The sequence below is a fragment of the Parabacteroides faecis genome (genome assembly GCF_014647375.1).
GTDB classification, from domain to species: domain Bacteria; phylum Bacteroidota; class Bacteroidia; order Bacteroidales; family Tannerellaceae; genus Parabacteroides; species Parabacteroides faecis.
This window is the reverse complement of record NZ_BMPB01000010.1, coordinates 1-23085: the sequence shown is the minus strand read 5'-3', so window position 1 is coordinate 23085 and position 23085 is coordinate 1. Positions and strand designations below refer to the sequence as shown.

General features: G+C 39.9%; 21 protein-coding genes. 7 read left to right on the top strand and 14 right to left on the bottom strand.

The features are described from left to right. The first annotated feature begins 46 nt into the window (after positions 1–46). The 4 genes from IEY67_RS15375 (at position 47) to IEY67_RS15360 (ending at position 4627) form a co-directional block, all read left to right on the top strand. Positions 47–2245: a TonB-dependent receptor gene (locus IEY67_RS15375; RefSeq protein WP_183668543.1), complete on the top strand. Its 2199-nt coding sequence runs from the start codon at positions 47–49 to the stop codon at positions 2243–2245. Between the two features lie 4 nt (positions 2246–2249). Continuing rightward, entirely contained in the window at positions 2250–2843 is a 594-nt protein-coding gene (gene pnuC, locus IEY67_RS15370; RefSeq protein ID WP_183668541.1) for a nicotinamide riboside transporter PnuC, read from the top strand. A gap of 61 nt (positions 2844–2904) precedes the next feature. After that, positions 2905–3966, top strand: coding sequence for a PDDEXK nuclease domain-containing protein (locus IEY67_RS15365; protein WP_183668539.1), 1062 nt, complete (start codon positions 2905–2907; stop codon positions 3964–3966). A 25-nt stretch (positions 3967–3991) separates the two neighbouring features. Beyond that, complete coding sequence (locus tag IEY67_RS15360; RefSeq protein WP_183668534.1) at positions 3992–4627, top strand: thiamine diphosphokinase; 636 nt, start codon at positions 3992–3994, stop codon at positions 4625–4627. Between the two features lie 111 nt (positions 4628–4738). Here IEY67_RS15360 and IEY67_RS15355 read toward each other — a convergent pair whose 3' ends face one another. Genes IEY67_RS15355 through IEY67_RS15345 form a run of 3 tightly spaced genes read right to left on the bottom strand, consistent with a single transcriptional unit; the run spans position 4739 to position 7227 of the window. Further along, the gene (locus tag IEY67_RS15355) at positions 4739–5107 is read right to left on the bottom strand and encodes a hypothetical protein (protein ID WP_229801087.1); all 369 of its coding nucleotides are present in this window, start codon (positions 5105–5107) and stop codon (positions 4739–4741) included. Between the two features lie 57 nt (positions 5108–5164). Continuing rightward, positions 5165–6661 (bottom strand): DUF3868 domain-containing protein, encoded by a 1497-nt coding sequence (locus IEY67_RS15350; protein ID WP_183668532.1) that lies wholly within the window; start codon positions 6659–6661, stop codon positions 5165–5167. An 8-nt stretch (positions 6662–6669) separates the two neighbouring features. Continuing rightward, complete coding sequence (locus tag IEY67_RS15345) at positions 6670–7227, bottom strand: DUF3575 domain-containing protein (protein ID WP_122356914.1); 558 nt, start codon at positions 7225–7227, stop codon at positions 6670–6672. Between the two features lie 364 nt (positions 7228–7591). Here IEY67_RS15345 and IEY67_RS15340 point away from each other — a divergent pair, with 364 nt between their 5' ends. Beyond that, positions 7592–8545, top strand: coding sequence for an Rpn family recombination-promoting nuclease/putative transposase (locus IEY67_RS15340; protein WP_183668530.1), 954 nt, complete (start codon positions 7592–7594; stop codon positions 8543–8545). Between the two features lie 78 nt (positions 8546–8623). Here IEY67_RS15340 and IEY67_RS15335 read toward each other — a convergent pair whose 3' ends face one another. From IEY67_RS15335 to IEY67_RS15295, 10 genes are all read right to left on the bottom strand, one after another. After that, positions 8624–9076, bottom strand: a complete 453-nt coding sequence (locus IEY67_RS15335) for an HU family DNA-binding protein (RefSeq protein WP_122373696.1) — start codon at positions 9074–9076, stop codon at positions 8624–8626. 248 nt (positions 9077–9324) lie between these two features. After that, positions 9325–9789 (bottom strand): HU family DNA-binding protein, encoded by a 465-nt coding sequence (locus tag IEY67_RS15330; protein WP_183668528.1) that lies wholly within the window; start codon positions 9787–9789, stop codon positions 9325–9327. Positions 9790–10388: 599 nt separating this feature from the next. Beyond that, positions 10389–13181 (bottom strand): fimbrial protein, encoded by a 2793-nt coding sequence (locus tag IEY67_RS15325; RefSeq protein ID WP_183668526.1) that lies wholly within the window; start codon positions 13179–13181, stop codon positions 10389–10391. Between the two features lie 39 nt (positions 13182–13220). Next, the gene (locus IEY67_RS15320) at positions 13221–14147 is read right to left on the bottom strand and encodes a hypothetical protein (RefSeq protein WP_183668523.1); all 927 of its coding nucleotides are present in this window, start codon (positions 14145–14147) and stop codon (positions 13221–13223) included. A gap of 306 nt (positions 14148–14453) precedes the next feature. Beyond that, complete coding sequence (locus IEY67_RS15315) at positions 14454–14618, bottom strand: DUF6261 family protein (protein ID WP_183668521.1); 165 nt, start codon at positions 14616–14618, stop codon at positions 14454–14456. Then, positions 14615–14743: a hypothetical protein gene (locus IEY67_RS25335; RefSeq protein ID WP_258914640.1), complete on the bottom strand. Its 129-nt coding sequence runs from the start codon at positions 14741–14743 to the stop codon at positions 14615–14617. Before IEY67_RS25335 ends, IEY67_RS15315 begins: the two co-directional genes overlap by 4 nt. Beyond that, positions 14740–14886, bottom strand: coding sequence for a hypothetical protein (locus IEY67_RS15310; RefSeq protein ID WP_183669130.1), 147 nt, complete (start codon positions 14884–14886; stop codon positions 14740–14742). Before IEY67_RS15310 ends, IEY67_RS25335 begins: the two co-directional genes overlap by 4 nt. A gap of 217 nt (positions 14887–15103) precedes the next feature. Next, positions 15104–16123, bottom strand: coding sequence for a hypothetical protein (locus IEY67_RS15305; protein WP_183668520.1), 1020 nt, complete (start codon positions 16121–16123; stop codon positions 15104–15106). Between the two features lie 216 nt (positions 16124–16339). Then, positions 16340–17449 (bottom strand): fimbrial protein, encoded by a 1110-nt coding sequence (locus IEY67_RS15300; protein ID WP_183668518.1) that lies wholly within the window; start codon positions 17447–17449, stop codon positions 16340–16342. A gap of 6 nt (positions 17450–17455) precedes the next feature. Then, complete coding sequence (locus IEY67_RS15295; RefSeq protein WP_183668515.1) at positions 17456–18397, bottom strand: FimB/Mfa2 family fimbrial subunit; 942 nt, start codon at positions 18395–18397, stop codon at positions 17456–17458. A gap of 338 nt (positions 18398–18735) precedes the next feature. Here IEY67_RS15295 and IEY67_RS15290 point away from each other — a divergent pair, with 338 nt between their 5' ends. After that, the gene (locus IEY67_RS15290; RefSeq protein WP_183668513.1) at positions 18736–19023 is read left to right on the top strand and encodes an HU family DNA-binding protein; all 288 of its coding nucleotides are present in this window, start codon (positions 18736–18738) and stop codon (positions 19021–19023) included. Between the two features lie 678 nt (positions 19024–19701). Here IEY67_RS15290 and IEY67_RS15285 read toward each other — a convergent pair. Continuing rightward, positions 19702–21768 carry a response regulator gene (locus IEY67_RS15285; protein ID WP_183668511.1) on the bottom strand — a complete coding sequence of 689 codons (2067 nt, stop codon included), beginning with the start codon at positions 21766–21768 and terminating at the stop codon, positions 19702–19704. A gap of 549 nt (positions 21769–22317) precedes the next feature. Between IEY67_RS15285 and IEY67_RS15280 the strand changes: the two genes are divergently transcribed. Continuing rightward, the coding region (locus IEY67_RS15280; RefSeq protein WP_189086827.1) for a FimB/Mfa2 family fimbrial subunit at positions 22318–23085 on the top strand (768 nt) is incomplete at its 3' end.

Sequence of the window (23085 nt, the reverse complement as noted above, 5' to 3'; positions counted from 1 at the left end):
TCCTCTCCTATTCATTTATCAGTTTTTAAACAATAAGGTAAAAAGGATGAAAAGTGTATTATTATTTATTGCCGGTTCGCTGGTCACATGGGCCACAGCGGAAAATCAACCGGACCCTGTCGATTCTTTAAAAATTTCACGCGATCTGTCGCTGGACGAAGTAGTCGTCACAGCCACCCGGGTAGCCAAAGGGACTCCGGTAGCCTACAGCGAAGTATCCAGAAACGAACTCACCCGCAAAAACGACGGCCAGGGTATTCCCTATCTGATCTCTCAATCTCCGTCTGTCATCATGACTTCAGATGCAGGGACAGGGATCGGTTATTCCGGTTTCCGTATCCGCGGAACAGACGCCAACCGTATCAACATCACAGTAAATGGCGTGCCGGTCAACGACTCCGAATCACATACGGTCTTTTGGGCGAACATGTCCGACTTTGCCTCATCTGTCGACAACATACAGATACAACGCGGAGCCGGAACATCCACTAACGGAGCCGCAGCCTTCGGGGCTACCGTTGCCATGCAGACACAGAAGCCGGACCTGAAACCTTATGCCGAATATTCCCTTTCGGCAGGTTCGTTCGGAACCGTTAAAAACTCAGTGAAGCTGGGAACCGGATTACTTCATGACCATTTCGTGTTCGATGCCCGTTATTCCAATGTACAAAGTGACGGATATATCGACCGGGCAAAAGCCAATATGCATTCTTACTTCGGTTCCGGTACTTATTACGGAGATAACACACTGGTCCGTTTCCAGACTTTCGGAAATATAGAGAAGACGTATCAGGCATGGAACGGCGTTCCCTCCTCTCTTCTGGACAGCGACCGAACTTACAATCCATGCGGAGAATACGAAGAAAACGGAGTCAAAAAGTTTTACAACAACCAGACTGACAATTACTGGCAACAGAACTATCATCTGATGGCCAGCCAACGCCTGGGTGACCTATGGAACATGAACCTGACTCTCCATTATACACATGGGGAAGGATATTACGAAGATTATAAAGCAGATTCAGATTTCGAAAAATACCAATTACCCGAATACATAAACGGAAAAGGCGATACCATCCGCAAATCAGACCTCGTCCGCCGTAAATGGCTGGATAATGATTTCTACGGCGTTGTCTATAGTGCAAACTACCGTTCCGAACGTCTTCAGATGAGTATCGGTTCGGCTGTAAACAAATATGTAGGCGACCATTTCGGTCGTGTCATGTGGGTAAAGAGCGGAGAAGCACTTCCACAGCCAGACTACGAATATTACCGTAACAGAGGAAACAAATTGGACTATAACTTTTATGTAAAAGGCAACTACCGGTTTCACCCGTATCTGAACGGATATCTCGACCTGCAATACCGCGGTATTCATTATACCATTAAAGGAAGTGACGACAAAGCCCGCGGTGACGTCGATGTAGACAAGCACTGGAATTTTTTCAACCCGAAAGCGGGCATCAATTTCCAGAAAGACGGTCATAATGCTTTCATCTCCTTCTCCGTTGCCAACCGGGAACCCAACCGCGACAATTTCACGGAAGCCAAACCCCATGAACGTCCCGCACACGAAACCCTGTACGATTATGAAGCCGGTTATAGCTTCGGTAACGAGCGTTTCCGGGTCGGTGCCAACCTCTATTTTATGGATTATAACAATCAGTTGATCCTTAGTGGCAAAATCAGCGAAATCGGTGAGGATCTGACCAGCAATATCAAAGACAGCTACCGTATGGGTATCGAACTGACCGGAGGTGTAAGTATCACCCACTGGCTGGAATGGAATGGAAACGTTACCCTGAGCCGTAACAAAATAAAAGACTATACTCATTTTATGGACGATTATGATAACGGCGGCCAGGCTAGCGAATACCTGGGAACAACAGATATAGCCTTCTCCCCCGGTATCATTGCCAACAGTATGTTCGACTTCAATCTGAAAGGATTCTCCGCGAGTTTCAACTCACAGTTCGTAGGCCGTCAGTACATCGACAACACTTCCACCAAAGACCGTTCGATCGATCCTTACTTTGTGAACAGCCTGCGTGTTGGATATGTCTTCAAACCGAAATTCATCAAAGAGCTTGGAGTAGATGTTACGATCAACAACCTCTTTAACGAACAATATGAAACAAATGCCTGGGTTTCCACCTACATCAGCGGAGGTAAAGTCCACAAATATGACGGCTATTTCACCCAGGCAGGTACAAATGTCATGGCAAGAGTAACATTCAAATTCTGAAAAAATGGAGCAACTACTGGAATATTTCGGTGTCATAACAGGTTTTCTTTACCTGTTACTGGAGATCAGACAGCATAAAGCAATGTGGATTGTCGGTTTTATGACCTCACTGGTCTACGTTTTTGTTTTCTTCTTCTCAAAAATATATGCCGATATGGGACTGAATATCTACTATGTTGCCATCAGCATTTACGGTTTCAGAAAATGGACCTGCGCAGGAAAAAATATTTCCGAAGAAAAAGTCCCGGATGACACAATTTTCTACCGTCATATCACCTGGTCATTATTCGCGGGGATAGCATCAGCTATCCTCGCCATATACGCTCTGCTTTATTACATACTCCACAATTTCACAGACTCTCCGATCCCTATGGGCGATGCATTCACCACCTCCGTCGGAATCGTTGCCACCTGGATGTTGGCGCGCCGTATTATCGAACACTGGATATTCTGGGTTATCGTCAATTTCGTATCCGTCTATCTTTATTATCTGCGTGGCTTATATCCTACTATGTTTTTGTACATTTGCTACGGCATTTTAGCTATTGTCGGATATTATACGTGGAAAAAGAAAGGAATAAATACGAAACAAATATGAAATACTAAAAAATAAACTCTACTTTTGTAAAGTATTATAAACTCATAAAAAACAAAACCTTATGAATACAATTCCTAAATCTGATGTCCAATACAAGCAATGGCTTACTGACCTCAAATCCCGTATTCGAAACAGCCAAATAAAAGCTGCATTGAAAGTTAATTCCGAATTAATCAATTTATATTGGGATTTAGGAAAGGAAATTGTTTCCAAACAAGAACAATCACAGTGGGGGGATGGCTTAATAAAACAATTAAGCAATGATCTGCAACAGGAATTTCCTGATATGAAAGGTTTCTCTATCAGTAATATCAAATACATAAAACAGTGGTATCTGTTTTATTATAACGGCATTACAATTGGCCAACAACTTGTTGGCCAATTAGAAAATACATTTAATATTCAAGAATTAGTATGCCAAATTCCCTGGGGCCATAATCTTCGTATTATTGCTCAATGCAAATTCCTAGAAGAAGCCATATTCTATATCCATAAAACAATTGAAAATGGCTGGAGCCGTAGCATTCTGGATCTACATATCAAGCAACAAGAATTTCAGCGAACAAGACATTCCATTTCTAATTTTTCCCGTTTATTGCCAATGATCCAAAGTGACCTGGCTCAACAATTACTAAAAGATCCCTACAATTTCGATTTCCTCACACTCACGGACAATTATAAAGAACGTGAGCTTGAAAATGCTTTAACAGATAATATTACAAAATTTCTGATTGAATTAGGGGCAGGTTTTGCTTATGTTGGCCGCCAAGTTCCTTTAAAGGTGGGAGATAAAGAGTTTTATCTGGATTTGCTATTTTATCATCTGAAATTACGATGTTATATTGTTATAGAATTGAAAGCAACTGATTTTATACCAGAATATACAGGCAAATTAAGTTTCTATCTAACTGCCGTAAATGATTTATTAAAACACCAAACCGATAATCCAACAATCGGGTTATTAATATGTAAAAACAAAGATAGTTTTATTGCCGAATATTCATTAAAAGGCATCAGCCAACCTATCGGAGTTTCAGAATATGAGCTAACACGCTTATGTCCGGAAGATTTTAAGGGAAGCCTACCTTCCATTGAAGAAATTGAAGCCGAGTTAAAAGAATAAAGTTTAAAGAAAGGAATAAATACAAATGACAACATCTTATGATTGTATAGTGGTTGCTAACGGTAGTTTTCCGCAAACAGCCGGGCCGTTGGAACTTTTAAAATCCGCACCGGCCATCATTGCATGCGACGGGGCAGTGCAGAACCTGCATGAACGGGGACTGATCCCTACAGCTATCGTCGGCGACCTCGACAGCATCCCCCCCGCAATGTTGCAACTATATGACGACCGCATCCATACGGTGGAAGACCAGGAAATAAACGACCTCACTAAAGCCGTACGTTTCGCCCACTCTTCAGGCTTCCGGAACCTACTGATCCTGGGAGCTACCGGACTGCGCGAAGACCATACACTGGGAAATATATCCCTTCTGACTGATTACAAACCTTTATTCGATCAGGTAGAAATGATTTCGGATTACGGCCGTTTTGTTCCCGTGCTACAAACAGCAACACTGCCATGCACACCCGGCCAACAAATCTCTATCTTTTCCATGTATCCCTGCGGAGAAATAACAACCGAAGGTCTCCGCTGGCCCATCACCCGCCGTCGTTTGACATCCTGGTGGCAAGGCAGCCTCAACGAAGCGACCGGAACGGAATTTACCCTCACCCTTTCTCCGGATGCCCGGCTGATCGTTTATTTCCAAACCCCTCTATAACTTTCAATTAAAAAAAATGCCCCGGAAGGATAACCACTCACTTCCGGGGACTTAATACACCCTCAATTTTACAACTTAGTATACTTAACCAAAGCCTCACGGCTTCACCTTTTATGCTGGTAATTTATTCAGTTGACAAGCTTTCCATTCCGGGAAACCGTCTATCTGATCGTTCAGCTGAAATAATAGTTTATCATCAGCCACTTGTTTCAAAATAGTTTTCGGAGCAAGAGGCAAACGCATGTCGTCCACTTCAAAAAAAGCTTTCAACAAAATCACGTCATATCCGTCACGAACTACTTCCTTCTTTATTACAACCGGCACTTTCAGCTGAGCCAGATAATAAGCGGAACGTTCATAGGCGCACCATTTGTTTCCTTCCAGATAGAGATGTACTCCGTTCCGGTTGTTGATCTCGTTCACTAAAACGTTCTCGACTTGTGCAGCATGTTCCATATTATTACTTTTATGCTTTTTCATAAATCATTCCAATGCAAAAATAGACTCTATTTATAACAATCTCACACGGTGTATGTATCAATTATGTGCGTTGAAACTATCAAACAGAGCATTGTCATCTCTTTTCTTCTGCAATTCTCTCAAATTATTAGCTGCTCCTATCACACCGGCATCATTTGCCTTTTTCAACAACACTTCAGCTCCATCGAGATCACCTTCAATTAATTTCAAAACACCACGGGCATGGATCGCTTCCGCTGAATCACCGGCTTTCGACAGATAATTTTTTGCAGCGGCATAATCGCCTTTTCCTATAGAGATATTAGCAGCATTCAGATTCGCCACCGGATCAGAGCTATACATACGTACAGCTATTTCAAATACATTATTATACTCTTTGCTTCCTGTTTCATAGCTATTGGCTACGGCAAACATTTCGCTCAGGCTCAACTGCTGCGGACGTGTCTTGATAATCTCACGGCCTTCTTCCACTGTGAACTCACGGACCGTATAGTCGATACGGTATTCCGAACGGCGCAATGACGGGAAAATATTTTTCAATACATAACTGAAAGCCGATCCACCTTTCAATGCACGTAATTTGGCCTCTTTCTGGTCAGGCTGCAAATCACTATCTATAATGCCGAGTACCTCATCACGTGCAGGTACCTCCGAATCAGCTACAACCTGTGCCTTGAAACCAGCCCAGTCTTCCGGCTCATTTTCTAATGTAAAGAAACTCTGAGGGAAATCATTCTTTGAACGAATATAATCCCGCAACGCTTTCACACGGTTATCAGACAAGCGGTCGTTCGAAGCATAGGAGCCTTCCGGAGAAGCATATCCTTTCAGCATAATACCTTTCGGAGTAATATTTTTGTCCGACGTCACCGAACGGATCGTACTATTGATCTTATCCAATTCTGCAGCATTATTCCGGAAATCGGGAAGAATCTGTGACTTGCCCACCTGGAAGTCCAGATAAGCCGTACCCACTTCTGCGCGGTGTTTTTCCGTTTCTGCTACCGGTGTTATATACGCCAGCGTAGGTTGTACCTCATAGCGTGCATCCGGACGGCGGCGGATATGATCCGTTACCAACAATTTATTAGCATCTTCCTGTCCGCAACCGCAAAGATCGGCTGCCAGCGAAATCTTCGCATCCTTCATCCAGTCTTCCCAACCGATAGCGGCCTGGTAACGAATCACCTCTTCCGTTTGGTCTTTGTTCACCTTTGCCACACTATAATGCGGTATTTCCACCAGGTTATTCAATTTGATCTCGCGGGAATATACTTTATGACGGATACGGCCGTTACGCAATACGGAGAGAAAACCTTCTTTCTTGTCACCGACTTCCACCACCGGCGTCAATTCGAGCGACTTACATGTTTTAACGGAACTGTTATTCAAAGTGATGACCGCATCCAGGTAAAGCGAATCTCCCCGTTGCACCGCATCATTACAAACTACTTTCACCGCATTCGATAGTACACCGTTCTGTGCCATTGCAGCCGGAGAAAGCACTACCAGTGCTGCTGCCAGTATATATATATTTTTCATTTTCTTATTCATCGTCCTGCTTATTTAAAGAAATAGATAAAAGAAAGAGCAGCTTTCGTCACACCGAAGTAGTCTCTGGTTCCACTTTTTTCGATCGTACCACATACTGCACATGGATATTTATCATTATCCAGATGAGCCCAACCCACACCGATCACAGCTTCCATACTCCACCGGCTACTCAACAGCCACTGGTAACCATAAGATAAACCGGCCCCGTAGAGATTTCCCTGATAACGATGATTCTCCATATTACTACCCAGAATTTTCATACCGCCTACATTATAATCAGCATAATGTGCGTGCAGTCCGAAGAAATGTCCGTTAAACTTTTCGCATAGCCAGTAGCGCACTTCCGGCTGAACCAACCAATGTTTAAAACGGGCTTCGTCACCGAGCATCCAACCGTTATAATTACCCGACAGGTCTAACGACCATTTCTGAGCCAACCCTACTTCCACTCCCAGGTTTATGGTAGCAGTCGCATCATAAAGTAAATTTGACTTCACCGCAAACTTCTGTCCATAGACATTCGTCATACCTGCCAAAAGCAAAAAGAGGAAAAGTACTTTTTTCATATACATTATTATTATTATTTTTTCTACCCTGCAAATCTACATAAAAAGAAAGATTTTCAACGTTTACAAAAGTAGTTATTCCGATTATCTTTAATAATAGGCAAGTCTTTCAAGTTAATAGGGTAAATCTACCATATTTACCGTTTTTGATAGAAATACCGCCTGCGGATAGAAATACCGACTTCCATTCGTCACAAATCTGATAAAAGATATGCTTTTACAGATCACACTCTAAGAATGTCGTACTGTTATAAATATAAATCACACATGGTATAGCATCCGTTTCACGAATAATTCATACATTTGTTGCATCGCCATGCTATCAAGGCGATAGCTGGCAAAAACCAATTTAAATTTCTTAGCTATGAATGAAGAGTTTTTCCCTCCGAAGGAGAAGTTTATCAATCCCTTTACCGATGAGGGCTTTAAAAGAATTTTCGGGAATGAAATCAACAAAGACATGATCATCAGGTTCCTGAACAGTTTGCTGAACGAAACAATTACCGACATCACTTTCCGAAATGTAGAAGCCCTGGGAATATGCCGGAACGATCGTAAAGCCGTTTTCGACATTTTCTGCGAAACAGACAAACATGAACTGATCATCGTGGAAATGCAGAAAAGTTCCCAGAAATACTTCTCCGACAGAGTTTTGTATTATGCTTCTTTTGCCATCCAGCAACAGGCGACGTACGCCAAAGAGCAGTTGGAACAGGAATTGAAGTTGTTGAAAGAAGAGCAGGAAGGAAACAGCAGTAAGCCGAAGCGACTTCGCTGGAACTATGCGGTGAACCGTGTATATGTCGTTTGTTTTTTAAACTACATCATGGACCGTAAACATCCGGCGAAATACCGATGGGACATCATTCGGATGGACCGGGAACTGAAAGAGCCTTTCAGCGATACACTGATGGAAATTTATCTGGAGATGCCTAAGTTTAACCTGAGACTCTCCGAATGTGATACATTATATAAGAAGTTTTTATTTGCACTAAATAACATTGAGATCATGGAACGATTACCCAAGGAACTGAACGAGCAGATTTTCCAGAAGCTGAAAAGCATTGTGGAAATCGAACGCATGACCCCCGACGAACGACTGGCTTACGAACTCAGCTTATCAACTGAAAGGGATTTATATGCCTGCATGGAGACCAAATATGAAGAAGGATTGGAAAAAGGAATTGAGAAAGGGAAAGCCGAAGGACTTGCCGAAGGCATCAAAAGCGTAGCCGCCCGTCTCAAACACCTGGGAATGGACCTACCATCCATCACCCACGCAACAGGTCTGACCGAAGCCGAGATACAAGCATTGTAAATACTTCACATAAAAAAGAATGTGTCAAAAACCCATTCTCAGGTTTTGACACATTCTTGTTACTTACTCCAACGGAACCTATTCGATTTCCGGGCGATCGGAACCGCCACCACCTTCTGAACCGCTGCCGGTTTCATCAGTTTTGGGAATTTCGAACTTCTGAATACTTACTTCGCTGAGCATATCCTTGAAATAAGCCCCCGGGGTAAAGATGATCTTGCGGTGGCGCAAAGCTTCCGCATTCACGGCTTCCTCACTATCCTGGCTCTTGCTACCGAAAGCAGGACGGAATGTCCCGAAATCACCCAGCTTCACCGACAAATGATTTTCCAGATTCCACATGATCGCATCAATCAGGCCATCGGTCACCATTTTCACTACGCCACGCGGCGCCATTCCTACTTTAGTTACCTGATCGCAAAGAGCAGAATAACCAACTGTTCCAGCCAACAATGGACGGGCTACATACTTCACTGTCTTGGTTTTATCAAACCCGAAGACTGTTTTCTTTACTACATACTTTAATGCCATACTTGTAATTATTAAATGATTATAAAAAAAGGATATAATGAATTCTTTATTTTTCAATGAGTAATCGATTACACTGCAAAGGTATACTATGCTCAAAGGAGTAAAAAGCAGTGAGAGTAAGATATCTAAATATGATAAAAACCTAATAAACAGCTTGTTAATCTCAAAACAACTCATAAAAGGAGCTTTTTTCCTACGTCTCACTGCTTTTCAAAAACGGCAATATTTCAGATACTTTAACAAATCGTCTACTCTAATGAAATCCCTTCGTTTCCCGGATGGCTTCCTGAGCTACCACTCCCCAAACCGGTTTCGTTGTTTTTAGAGATTTCAAATTTCCGGATACTTACATCACGAAACATATTCTTGAAAGAAGCACCCGGGGTAAAGATTATCTTGCGGTGGCGCAATGTCTCCGCATTCACAGCTTCTTCGCTATCCTGGCTCTTACAACTGAACCTCAGACGTAACGTACCAAAATCACCTAGCTTCACCGACATATGATTGGCCAGATTATACTCCAACACTTCGACCAAACTGTCGATAACCATCCTTACCACACTACGAGGGACTACTATACCAAGTTTGGTTACTTGATCACAAAGAGCGGAATAATTCACTGTGCCTGCCGGTAGAGGACGGGCTACATACTTTGTCGTTTTGGTTTTATCAAACCCGAAAACTGTTTTCTTTACTACATACTTGAGTGCCATACTGATTTTGTTTTAAATGATTATGAAACAAAGGTACAGCGGGTAAAACCTGCAGAATCGGAATAGATAGGTTTAGCAGGGAATAAGAGGGTTTAAATAGGAATAAGTAGGTTTAAGACCCCATATTCTTCTATTTGTAACTGTTTTTATCCGAACCCTATCAAATCTTTGTTTCTTGAATATGTTGCAAAGGTAGGATACAGGTCAGGGGGCGAGGAACCCTATGGAAGGATACGGGACTATTCGGGAACTTTCGGGAACTTTTTGCTGCAAAAGACATAACAAATCCGAATACAGTTTTCTTTATTACATACTTAAATGCCGTACTACGTTTTTTAAATCATTATGAAACAAAGGTACGACAAGCAACTGCAATCTCGAAAACTTATGTATCTTTACATGAAAAAAAGGTACTTTTACTCTTAATTGCATTTTTCAAAAAAGAAATCAGATTATATTTTAAATATAACTCATGGTTTTATATTTAATTTTATCATTATTCTTTGGAGATATTTTTCATAATTAAGTTATAAAAATAAACTCATAAGATCTTCTCGGGAAAAATATCTCGCAACAAATCTTATGAGTTTACTATAAAGTTAGTTATCCTTTACACAACGGAAAGTTGTTTTTGTATTCTTAGCTTTCAAAGTCACACCGCTACTAATCTGAAATGTATGGGATTCACCTTTTTTATACCATCTACCAGAGTTTCCATCTTTCCAGTCCCATGGCACTCCACTATAATAAGTTCTACACAACCCAGAACCTCCGGTTCCAGCAACATACATTACACCTAATTCACGTTGGTTAGGCAAACGCCAACCGGAACCTAAATCTTTGGAATTTACGCAATAAGAATTAGTTGGATTATTATTGGCATTTTTTGTAACTTCATTCCAATCTTCTGAAACATCGACCCATCCCCATCTATATTCCTTACAAACCTCACTCGCTACAGTTAATCCTCCTGAATAAGGCTTATTTATGTCTTCCCGCTCATGATGAACTTTCAATTCTCCAACAGCCTTCTGCGTCCTTAAAGAAACAGAACTTAAATTGTCTAATGTTATCGAATTTCCAGATTTCTTATAAATAGGCGACAAAGTATAATTCGACGCCTCCAACTGCTCCTTAGTTATACCTAAATCACGTACACAACGATATTGACGTCTACCTCCATCATTATTCAAAACATACTTATTATCACCTCCAACGCCACCTAAAGAATACCCTTCTTCTGCCCAATAAACTAGCGCACCATTTGTACTTGTATAAAAATGTCGATCAGGAGAAATTTTCCCATCACCACCTTCAGCTCCATAAATATTAGCCTCTGATGATATAGCCTCATTTCCGATCCACAAAGAAATATATTGCTTACTGGAAGGCAAATACCATTTTATTTCGTCCGGATCAATTTGTCCATTACCATTTTCATCTCTATTACGTTGAAGACATGCATAATATGCTTTTTCATAATTTTGTTTCATATAGTTCACAGTTCCATCATCATTTGGTCTTTTATTAAAATTAAGAAAATCATCCCAATCCCCATTAAAAGCCATATTTTTCCGTCCATGATCTGCATTACTTCCACCGCCACCACTAATTAATCGACCAGTCTCATTCACTGTTTCAATTCCCCATGCAACTATTGAACCTGCTACTGATTGTGCCTTTTTATAAATGGTTTCAATCGGACGTTGAGTAATTACATATTGAGCATTTTTGGTAACAGAACTACTTCCTAATCCTGCCTGTTGAGAAGATGTCTCACACAAAATTTGTAATGTACGATCTTCGCCTGTATTGACATATTTATACCATTCTTTAGGTTTATCATTATAATAAAACTCATTTACAAAGCATGTAAAATTAACTTCTTCTCCCCACTCTTCATGATCAGTTCCCTCTTTCCATTTCTTCAACTCCTTAACCAATTTTTCAACAGTCCACAAATTTGCATCACTACTCTGCTTTGCCGAAGTATAAGAGTAACAATAAGATTCATTATTCGGATTCTTATAAAAAGTGACCCAATATAAATCATCACCCTCCATTATAGGATAAATGCCATCACTATTAATATCATAAACTTTATCAGTATAAGGAGTTTTTACTGCAAAAGAATAGTCTTTCAACTTATCCTTCGTAAAATGTAAAAGGCGTTGTTCAAAGTGAGCATCACAACGCAATATAACATCATTATCACCCCCAAAAATAACATCACCTTCTTCACGAGGCTTATTATCTTTATCAGGATCGTTCGTTAATACTTCTACTACAATATTGTCAACACCATTTACAGTCAAATTATATATATAATCAGTGTTACGATATGTGTCAAAATCATTTGCATCATAACTTTCATTTGCAACAGTACCAGCTCCTTTGCCCAGATGAATGATATATAATACACGAGGAGCAACTACACTTCCACTTTTACCATCAGTTGGGTCATCAGCTTTGCCAACAAATGAACCTTTAATAATTACATAAGTGGCATTGGGATCCGCATTTATAAACGTACGAGAAAGTTTATCTTCATTTTCAGTTTCTCTATAAAGTTCACGGTCATTATGATCAGAACACTCTTTCAAAGGTTGTTTTAAATTCTCTGACATATAAAAAGTAAAAGAACCACCTTCTTTAATAGGCATAAAATCTTTTACATCAAAATAATTAGAAATAGAAGCTGTTCCATTTTCAAACAACTTAGCACCATAAGGAACTCTCAATACCTGATATTCTTTTGCCGTAAATGTACCTTTAGCTGTTTCTATTGGACCTGTTTTAATATTAAAAGTTACTTTGGCAGCAACACGTTTAATCTTTATAGTACCAGACAAAGTACCATTACCTGCAGGTACCAGACATTTTGTTTCAGAGCCATTAGACCATTGTCCACTCATAAGCATTATATCATCGTTATTCTCTACATTATCTGAAGAAAGTTCTGCAGCTATTTTTAGAAATTCACTTTCCTTCAATTCATTTGCAATAACCTCGTTAAGTTTCGACTGTATACTTGGATACATACCAGATAAAGTGTTAGCAACAGCATAAATGTTACGATATCCAGATGTCGTATTTATAGAAATACTACCAGTCGAAGAATTACTTCCTTCTATTAGTACATTTTCTCCAGAAACAAATTCACCTGAATAACTATCAAATGTAAACACATACAAATCAGAAAGAAGTTTCACATCACTCTTCCCTGCTCTTGTCATAATTATATCCATTTCTGGTGCCGTATAAGGAATCTTCAACGACACAGGTACACCTTCTACCACATCTTTCTTATTGACTATACTTTCATCGGAACAAGACCCGAACAAAAAAAGTCCGAATAGCATGTACACCAGATAAATACTATATTTCTTCATAATGCTAATTTTTTATATTCGAAATTTTACACCTATATATTAATCAAAACTAGGAACATTAATTGCGACTTTTTCCATTGGAATTACTTCGTAAGTAAACGTAGGGTTAGCGGGTTGCGTAACATCTACTTTTACAATGAATTTTACCAGATGAACATTGTCAGCGATTAAAGAGTTAGGGAATGTATAAGATAAAGAAACCTGCTTTTCTGTAAAACCATTCATTGTTCCACTGATAGAACCTGTAAGATTGATAAGCGGATTTGTCCCTGGATATGTATAAGCACGATTAAAAACATTTGTGTATGTCATTCCATTTATAATTGTCGTAAAAAGACCGTCAATTCCATCTGTTTGTGTATTCCCGGATTTAAACTTCATATTCGTCCACGACAAATTGCTTTTTGAAAAAGATAATCCGTGTTCTGTGATTTCATTTTCATCCTGAATAACTTTTATATCAACCATTGCTTCAACACGTGCTGTCAACTGCTTTACTGTAATTGCAATATTTCCATTTGCTGTTGGAGTAAAGTTCATTTTTTCTCCGTATTTAGGCAAAGCAGATGCATCTTGGGTTAATGCTTTTTTAATTGTATAGTTTCTAAATTCTGTTTCATCGCTGATTGTTTCCAATGCAGCAATATCTTCATTTGAAACATTCACAAAAGCATAAGCATTAGATTCAACCAATGGAAGACGCGTTGTACCGCTGTTTGAAGCATTTAATACTATCGGAGCAATTGTCGGAATTCCTTTGTTATCAAATATAGCAATAACAGCATTTTGGATAGTACCCTCATCCGTATCTAAACCGACAGAAGCTTTTGTCTGCATAGAACCTAAACTTATTGTTACCGGAACTAAATCGCCATTTACAAGGGTATCAGGCAATTCGCTCTCAGAAGTACAAGCAGCAAAACCAATCAATGTAACGATTAATGCGAAGATATTCTGTAATTTCATGACCCTATATTTTATTTCTTTATTTACTATTTCATTCGATTTACAATGCAAATGTAAGAGATGCCGAAATAAGTGAGGATAGGTCAGAATATCATGTTTAAGGGGTAAAAGTGGCAATGTGGAAAAGTGATGAAAATTGATAGTTACACCCCTAACGGGAGATAGATTTACAAAGGTCGAGGTGCCAAAACAAAGAAGGAGGAGAATGTTTTTTTAACGCATTCTCCTCCTTCTTTTTCTTTTACCGGCGTGAATCAGCTGGCCTATTCAATCTCCGGGCGGTCGCTGCTGCCGTTTTTCTTGGTATTAACAGTCTTGCGGGTCTTGATTACTGTTTTCTGGCGGTCGAAACACATTCACATGGTCGATAAAAGTGGCATAGGCTGCATCGCCGTTTATCAGGACAAGGGCGTTTACCAGTTCCACCATCAAACGATAGTCGGCTTCGGCCTGCAGGCGCACTTGTTTCACGCGATCTTCGTACGGTTTTCCTGCGGCAAGGCTTTGAGATCCTGAAGCAGGTTATGCAACACACCGCTTTCTTCCGTCTGAGAAAGTTCGGTAGGATTACCATATTTATTAATAAGTGCTTTCACCTGGGTGGCAACATTTCGATTTCAGGACGGTCGCCTCCGCCTCCGGGATTCAACAAAGGGGTTTCCGCACTGACCAATTTGAGGTAGCCGAAACTTTCTTCGACATGGAGAATGTTTAAATTTAGTGTCGCAATTTTTTTCATGTGCATTAAATTAGGATGAATACTTTATTTTTTTTCAGAGAGCAATAAAGGTAAGCGATTGACAGAGGATATCCTAATTTATTCGAAGGGAAAATCGGATTGTCAAGGCTTCTTGGGGAAAAGAAGGCGAAAAAATCGGATTGACGGAGCTTCTTGAAGAAAAAAAGCCCTGTCAATCTTCTTGACAGGACTTTTTTATTGTAGGAAGTATATTCTATTAATTTTCCTGATTAGGTACATCATGAATCTGACCATTAGACCAATTGGCTACGCTCAAAGTTGCTTTTGCAGACTCAAATTTATCAGGATCACCACCAGCATCAGAACCGGCACCAGACAATGTAACCTTCAAACCATATAAATAATTGCCAAGTAAACCTCCGTCAAGATTACTCAATGTAGTAATGTTATATGCTCTATTATAATCCGTTCCTTTATAATTATAAGTAACATTCAATACAACATACTTTATCGTACCCGGGCAGCAGTATGCACGAAGAGCGTTGTTATCTCCAACAGTTACACCTGTCTCGTTCTTAGTGAACGTAAGGTTCAATGTTGCACCAACACCTTCTATTTTATCAGATTTAGCAGCAATCACACCTCCATCTAATCGTGATGTCGGGTTTGTCTCAAGCAACTGCATCGATTTAACAACAGCTGTACCTTCTCTTGCAAACAAAGGGACATTTTCACCAAAATCAGTTTTAATAGAAACCAATTGCACACCAGACAAAACTCGTTTTACTTCGATGGATACATTATTAGAATTCTGACCTCCCTCTGGTACTTCTTTCACTTCCAAATTGACTTTGTTTTCACCATACATAACAAAATTACCGGCATCTTTTCCACTTAATGCTATCACTTCTGCTTTCAAACCGTCTTTCGTTGTTGCCGTAGTAGCGGTGTTATTAACAACTGCCGCAAAACTATATGTATTACCGACAGTTAGATTAGGAATTGAAACTTCATTTCCGGTTATAACTACTTTCGTTATAAGAACATCGTTTTCGAAAACATACAATGAACCTGAAGAGATCTTTTTTTCAGCTGTCAAACTTTGAAGCGCTAATGTTTCGAAATCTTCAGCCTTTGTCGTGGCTTTTGTCTCAGGAGCCACACTAGACAGATTCACTACCACATTAGATGTTTTAGGAGTCACATCTTCATCGTTGGAACATGCCACCAATGAAAGAGCGGCCAATGACATAATAAACAAATTCTTGATTTTCATAATACAAAATGTTTAAATTGTTGATATATTTTATTATTAGTTTACCCTACACTAAAAAGAATGTTTGAACTTCTCTGTTTTGTTTGACATTGCAAATGTAGAGGAGGTTTCATTATTATTAGATTGGCAAAAGTCTCAAAAAATACGGGTAATTCTATATCATAGTAAATAGATAGTTTTACAAATATCATTTGAGAGATTTACCTGAATATTTAATTAGTTATCAATAGCAGGTATATCGATAATTTCCCTATCCCATTCGGCAACTATGATATTGATGTCAACCGATGCATATAATTCATCTTCTTCAAAACTATCATCGTTGAACGATATGATTATCTTATATACGTAATTACGTTTCACAAAATTATGTCCGTAAGCCGACAGTCCTTTTTCGTTGATAACGGCCCTGAATTCGCGTGTCCGGGCCTGATAAGGATCTTTGGCGCTTATGGTTGCCTTGATGAGCAATTCGGTCGGCTGCTCGCTTCCGTCGTTTTCCATCACGTACGTACGGTAAGCTATTTCACTGAGCGATGTATTGTTGTCGACTACCAGATCCATAGGGGTGGACGGACTCGTTCCTAAATTGCCGGCAGCAACAACGGCTCCCCAATAATCGTGACTGAAAAAACGTGAAGCCGTCTTCCGGTTGTCAACCGTAATAGATTCTATTGTTACGGTACGCCCCAGCAATTCGGGACGGGTGAAATTTGTCTTTATTCCGACAACGTCCAGACGGGCCGCCAGGCGAGTCAGTTCCAAAGGTGTGGATATTCCGTTGATATTTTTTTCACCCATCGATTCGTATCCGATATAATTTTCATCACCGGCTACCAGTGACTCTTTCGTTTCGATCACCTGGCTACTCATAGTCAGATTATCCTGCGCCTGTGAGGATAGTTGACAAAGAGCTGCCTCAAGACTTGCATACGAAGTGATATTGCTCAAAGTTCCATCCGCATTCCCGACCAGTACGATCCGGGCCTTGGTTGCACGCGCCGGAATATTCGGAATAGTCAACTCTCCATTGGCCGGAGTTGTTTCCTGATAATAGGGAGCAGTAGAAAGCAACTGCGAACCGTCTTCGCTGAACACGAATGCTGTTATATTATTAATGTAAGCTTCGCCGGGCAATTCGTTGGCATCCGTACTGGCTTTTGTAGCAGCTTTCAGAGAATTCCTTTTGTTCGCTCCGCTGGCTTTCACCTGCAAAGATATCTTTGCCTCCGGCAGCGAAGAGATATTCGGATCATTGTCATTTGAACAGGATGCACATAACAATAAGGCCAGTCCCACATATACTATTTTATTCATCTTCATCATGATCGATTAATTTTTAGGTTTCAAATCTGGAGTATCTTCCACAACGCCCCACGGAGTGACTATTACTTTTGCACCGATGAAAGCTCCCTGGTCGTTCCATCGGAATTTAATCAGGATATTTTCGTATACTTTTACGTCTATCGGACCTACTGTTCCGTCTTCATACTCATATTCATTAACCGTCTGTATGACTCCATTTTCATCCATGAAAGAACTTGACAGATTGTTACCGTAACAAACATTTGTTGTCTGAGGCGTTATCCATTCGGTTGCCGTTTCATCCCAATTACCTTCAGGTTTATAATAGACACTGTCGCCGATCTGCTCACCTTTATAATTATAACCACTCAACGTGCGGTTCAACTGGAACTCGTAAGCAGAAGCATCACCGGAGGCTTTAGCAGAACGGAATGCCGGATTCTTTTTAATAGCATATTGCAATCCTTCGGTTTTCATAGAAACTTGTCCCACTATCGGAGCTATTACAATTTCCTGATTACCTACAGCTTGGATAGCAAGCTTTTTTAAACCATAAAATAAACTATCAGGAGACTGGGCTTCTCCGTTATTCGCATTTAACATGACATTCAAATCTTCTGCACTTTTCACATCTGGTACGATCTGATTTTCTTTAGTTAAATTTCCCCAAGCAACTAAATGTAGCTTAGTATCCAACGGATAATTCAGTTGAATACTTTGACGGTTCTTAATAAAAGTCTCATCCAGGTTGCGTGTTTCCAGTAATTTCAAATTCTCATCGAACACATAAAGTGTCGTAGAGGATACAACACCCAGCGGAGTGACGTCTTCATTATCCTGATTCACAACTTTGAGCGTCAAACCAGGACACCCATCCAAATCGTCTTTTATGCAACTCGTAGCAAATAAAGCGACAAGTGCTAACGCCAGAAAAATGGTTTGTTTTGTAATTAATTTATTATGTTTCATAATCTAATAATTTCGGATTGACTTTACCCTATCCTTATATTTATATTTTACCTTATTTTCATGTAGCAAAAGTAATCGTTATGAAAAAGATGGGGTATAGGTGGTTCTCTCTATCTTAATAGATAAAACTATCAACTTCAAAAAGAATATCAGCGGTAAAACTCTAAATGTTTTTCAAGGAGTCTTTCAATACGTTTTCAATAAATGTAATACTCTCAAAAAAGGGGTAAAAATATCTTTTGCAGGCGTTCATCGATATTTTGCATGCCAAACATTTTAATTATACGGCTTGTTTTCATTAGCTTTGCAGAATTATTAATCATTAAAACAAAATACCTATGAACAGAGCAGAACTCATTGTAGCATTAGCGGAAAAATCCGGATTGAACAAGCAAAAAACGAAGAAAGTGCTGGAATCCTACATGGAGATCGTTACAGAGAAAATGTGCCAGAAGGAAGAAATCGTTATTGTGGGCTTCGGGACATTGACGCCCAGAGCACAATCAACAAGAATGGCTCGTAACCCCAAAACCGGTGATCCGGTTGAGATCCAGGCTAGGACCACCGTTAAATTCAAACCCGGAAAATATTTGCTGGAAGCCATCAATGGTAAAAAACAAAAATAACAGGGATATCTGAATGTCATTTACATAAGCTACCGGTTACCGTCGTGCTCCGGTAAACGGCAGCTCATATCGATTGGTTCATCAGGCAACCAAGTAATTTACCAATTATCAAAATGCTATTTGAAGCACCTCGTAAGACAACTATTCGAGAACCGGGACGAGACGGACACATTTCAGGACATTCTCCAGAGCTTCAATAGTATCAAATTGACAGGCATAAAAGAAAATACATAACAAAGGAATAAGAACGACATCCTTATTACAACTAATTCTTCTATAAAATTCACATCCGGGATATTTATAACACTTTATATTCTTCACTCATCTCTGACATTCCAGAAAAGATTCCTGCTCGAAAACATATAAATCCAGTCAAAAAACATCTCCGAAAAACTTCAAATCAACACTATTTAACACAATTCTTATCTTAAATAAACAGCCATTTCATTTAAAATGAAAAAAATTTCGTTTAAAACGAAGTGACAATTTCTTTTAAACAAGCTATTTGAAATGTATTACCGCCCTATTCTGTTAATTATTGTAATAAAAAATCTTCCAGAACAAAAGCTCTGGAAGATTCAATGGTCACCGAAATATCATTATTTCCGACTTTTTATCACTAATATCAAATAAAACAGATCATTTTAACTAATACAGTATTATATATGATCTATAAAATTATGGTTGCCCATACTGCGAAGGCGTTGTTCCATATTGCTCCGTGAAACGTTTACGAAATGTAGCGGTATCGTTGAAGCCAACCATTTCAGCCACCTCCTGTACCGAATACTGCTGCGTTTGGATCAATTCGGCAGCCTTTTTCAAACGAATCGTACGGGTCAGTTCCAGGATACTACAATCGGAAAACTGCTTGATTTTACGATACAACGTCGGCAAACTCATATTCAGCGAGTCTGCAAGCACTTTCGCCTCAAAAGTAGAATCGTCCAAATGCATTTCGATATTCTTCACTACCAGATCCATGAACGGATTGCTCGGTATGCTCGATTCATTTTCATCTGTTTCCTGCGAAACTGTTCCGGCAAGCGTCTTGGTAAAGTATTGCTTCAATTGCTCACGACGCTTTACCAGGTTGTTCAATTTGCTACGCAAAATTTCAATATCGAATGGCTTGGTGATATAATCGTCCGCACCCGCTTCGAGACCGACAATAATATCTTCGCTCTCCACCTTTGCTGTCAGCATAACAACTGGAGTCTGGGATGTTCGCGGATCGGCCTTCAATTCCTTACAGGTCTCGAAACCGTCTTTAACCGGCATCATCACATCGCAAAGGATCAGGTCAGGATTGGTTGCAAAAGCGACATTCAGACCTTCATTTCCATTACGGGCTTCCAGTATCTCATACTCCTTCGCAAAAACATGCTTCAGGAACCAACGGATCTGGTCGCTATCGTCGATGACTAGGATTTTCTTGCCGGTTGTCCTTTTTTGCGGAACGATCTGGATAAATTCTGCAATTTCTTCCTTCTGACGATCATTCAGCTTGACAAGGTCGGCTTCCGGTTCTACAAATTCCACACGACGCTCCAACAAGTGCTGTTTGCCTAGCGGTATTAATAATGTATAGGTAGTACCCGATGTTGTCGTTTCATTACTATAGAATCCGCCAATATCGTCCGTCATATCATGTACCTGCCGCAAACCACGACGGGTACTTTCGTTTTCATTCAACCCTTCATCCTGTACCGATATGGCGCAATAGGCTTTGCCGTCTTTCCTGACTACCGAAATATCCAACGTAACCTTGCCGTAAACAAATGTATTTTTGAATGCATTAGACAATAATGTACGTAATGCATATTCCATTTTGCGACGATCCAGCCAGATCCATAACATAGAGGTCTGGGTATTCACCTGGAAATCGACATTGTTCATGGCCACCCAGTCGACGAACAGGTCGCAAATCTGACGGGATATCTCTATCAGGTCATAACGGGCTATACGCAAATAGTTGGCGACATCGTTGGCGCGGCGTGTCCCGATCAGCTGGTCGGCAAGGTCCTGCAAAGCTAATGTGTTACGATAGGCCGAAAGTAACTGGGTAGACATGTCACGGCTATCGTCTTTATTCTGTACGACTAATGACAGCGAACCTAATACAAGGGAAAGAGGCGTACGCATCTCATGGATTGTCTCGATAAAGAAATTATCATGGATCAATTCGGCATCTTTCAATCGGGATTCGGCTTCCGAAAGTTTATCGGCAACCTCGCGCTGCAAGGCATCACTTTCTTTTATCTTGGTAACGAGCAATTGCTCCAGATCCTTTTTATTACTGTTCAGAGTGGAAATAGCCGTTTCCTGGGTAGCACATTTCTTAGCTAATTCTTCATTGGCCGCCGCCAGTGCATCATATTGGGATTCTAACTCATTCTTTTGGGATTCGAGCTCGATGGCTTTTGACTCTACAGCTTCTTTTTGCTCTTCCAATTCTCTCTTCGCGGCTTCCAACTCATTATATTTCCGGTCCGCCTCATTTTGTTTGAGTGCCAGCAACTCATTTTCCTTTACGATTTTCTGAGACTGACCTGTAAATCCGGTATACATCTTTCTTAAATAGAAAGCAGCAGGAACGAATAGTAGAACAAGAATAAGGACAACAATAAGAACGGTTATTTCCAAAGGATTGACAGAATCCCCTGCAGCAAAAGCCTGTCGACCGCAAAAAACAAAGCAAACAAGAAAGACGAACCATTTCCTGAACAGAGCTCTAGTACACATAATGATATATATTTTAGTTCTTAAGATAATTTTTCTCCCGAATATACTGTCAATCAACAATCAAGTGTTCTCCCATAATTGCACATAATCATCTATGCAAAGATGCTAATAAATTTTCGTTTAGAGAACATTGAAAACAGTTTATTTACGAAATAAGACATGATTATCATATTTTTTTCGCATCTTTTACGCAAATCGCCACTACACCTGAACCTCCATACATAAAATTTCACACAGGCGTATTCATATCACAAAAACTATGTATTTCTATCAAATAAGAACATAAAGAGATTTCATCCCTGTTGTTTCCACAGGTATAAAATGAGAGACATACACACGTTTTGAGAGAATCACATCGTATTATTTGATATTTTCAGCAACTATTTTGATCGTTTTAACTTTTATTATCGCTTTATTTGATACTCACATTGTTTTTGTATCTATATTTGCAATATCAGCAAGAGACAATAGGTTTTGATGAGGGTCTTAACCGGATAAATGTTCTCTACTGAGTATAGGGTAATTTTAAGCATATAAAAAATTAAGGTCATGAAAAAGGGTAGAATTTTTACAAATTGTATTGTTGCTGTTTGCACACTGATCGCTATGGTCGCTTTCGCTAGTTGTTCTGCAGACAGTGATTCTTCGTATGGCATTGACGACAGCGTTATCAAAGACGCTACTTCTAAAACAGAAGTTCCTTTCTCAGTGGTTCTTAAAGCATACTCGGACAATAAAGATATCACGGTGAAAGGTGATGTAGACCAGACGACACTGTTCATTTTTGACCAGAGCGGAGATTTCTACAAACAAATGACTGTGGACAGAACTTATTTGCTTCAGGCTAAACCGATAGAGATCGCATGTCCCGGATCTGATCAGATCACAGTGGTGGCATGGGCCGGACTCTCAGGAGATAACGAAAATATCAGTGCTTTGAACCAAGCCAATATTATTTCAGACCTACAGGTAAGCCTCAAACAAAACAATGGTGTTGCAGCAAGCTTACCGGGAGATTTATTCTACGGACAGGTTACTTTGAAAAGTACTTCTACAAAAGCTAGTGCTGAAACATTAAAGATAGCACGTAAAGTTTCTTCAGTTTCTTTGATCACTAAAGGTGTTATCAAAGTGTTGGATTCAAGAGACGGTAATTTTTATTACAAAATAAAGAAAACAAAAAGCTCTTTTAATCATAACGGAGAATTGACCGGAGAAGATATCGAATATATTATTCCGGCTACAATGAACGATAAAGGAAATGTTGTTGCAGACAACACTACCATTTTACCGGCCTCCGATATCACTATAGAGCTT